The 1,612-nt window shown below is 59.9% G+C and carries 1 protein-coding gene; it reads right to left on the bottom strand.

What is annotated here, in order from left to right:
* A partial coding sequence (locus K728_RS0112480) for a ParB/RepB/Spo0J family partition protein (RefSeq protein ID WP_024475662.1) occupies positions 1-1,334 on the bottom strand: 1,334 nt, incomplete at its 3' end.
* Between the last annotated feature and the right edge of the window lie 278 nt (positions 1,335-1,612).

The following is a 1,612-nucleotide window of genomic DNA, read 5'->3' as shown; positions in this document are numbered from 1 at the left end:
ACTCCACTGTTTTCTGCCTTCACGGATTCCTGTGTTTCTGTGTTTCCGTGGTTGGTGATGATGGTTTCTACCTCGCTGAGGGTGTAGCCCCATGTGGTGAGCTGGGTCAGGTAGTGCTTGGCAGTGCTGGTGGGGTTGCGCCATGACTGGCGGGTGAGGCTCTTTTCGAATCCTGCGAGGATGACGGCGAGGGTGTTGGTTTCGTGGCGTCCGGTGGGCTTGGCGGTGATCTTCGCCAGCTCGCCGTAACCGTCTTTGCCTCCGAGCAGTTCGGCAGCGAATCCGGTGTGCTTGGAAAGGCCGTCAGCAACGGTGTAGGAGTGGTTTCCCATTGACTGGGCGATAAACCGCAGGGCGTTCTTCGGGGCTGTTTTGCCTTTGAGCAGGTTTTTGAGGAAGTCCACGCGGACCGTTTCGGCGGCGTCCCATGCTCTATTGTTTTCGATCACGCGGCGGCGTTCTGCTTTCTCGTCCTCTGTCATTGGCCCTGTCCGGGTGGCCCCGGGTTTGGTGAACCCTGCTGCTTTCCAGTCGGTATTGACCAAGGTGATGCGTACTTCCCCGTTGTAGCTGAATCCGATGTGCGCGGCATCTGCCTCGTCGTCGGTGAGTGGAACACCTTCGATGGTGCGCAGGTCGCGGATATTCGCCATGGGGCCTTTGTAGTCGTAGTAGTTCAGATCCTCGTCAACGATTTTGAGTCCTTGGGCGGTGACGGTGGCCGCTGCTTCGGCCATGAGGGCGGCGCGGGTGCGGTCGTCGCGGAGCCGTTGGGCGGTGTGGTCAAAGCTCTGCGGGTTGTGCGCGGCGGTGGTTTCGAGTTTGGTGATTGCTTCTGCGTCACCACTGAATTCCTCGATCACTGCGGCCATGTCCAGTGTCATGCCTTGGGCGAGTGCTGCGCTGGCGGTGTCGTCGGCCCGGACTTTCAGTGCCGCGTCCACGGTGGCCTTTTTTGCGCCAGTCTTTTTCGCGATCTGGGTGGCTGAGACTCCGAGTAGGGAAAGCTGGTGGAACGCTTCGGCGCGGTCGTTGTCGGTGAGTCCTTGGCGCTGGTCGTTTTCCACGACCTGCTTAGCTAATCTGTCGGCCTCTGTGAGGCTTTCGACCACGTAGACGGGCATCAGGTCGAGCTTCGCTTCTACGGCGGCGAGGGTGCGCCTCTGTCCGTACAGGACGTGCACTCCCCCGCTGTCGGTGCGGTGCGCGACGACTGGCTGGATTACTCCGTGTTCTTTGATGGAGGCCAGGAATGCCTTGTCTAGCTGCACATCGGCGCGAACGTTGGCGTCGATGGTCAAGGTGGTGGGGTCGATCATTTCGAGAACAGACATAGCGGTGTGCTCCTAGTTCGCAGGGTGGGTGGGGAACCTGTGGTGACCAGCAGTGTGGGTTCCTCTCCCCCGTTGGTTTTGCCTGCTGGCGGAGCTTGCGTAGCTGTGCCTGACGGAGCAGTGCTCAACGCCGTAGGGGCAAGGGTGGATCAATTCTGGGAGGAAATAAGCGACGTAGGAGCGCCGGACAGGATTGGTATGCGCGTAGCCGGCGGAGCCGGTTGACGCTGTGGAGCAGGTACGTATGATCCGAAGGAATCTCAATGATGTTGTCAACG

The organism is Arthrobacter sp. CAL618, from assembly GCF_000468215.1.
Lineage (GTDB): Bacteria > Actinomycetota > Actinomycetes > Actinomycetales > Micrococcaceae > Arthrobacter_D.
This window is presented reverse-complemented; position numbering and strand designations above follow the sequence as displayed.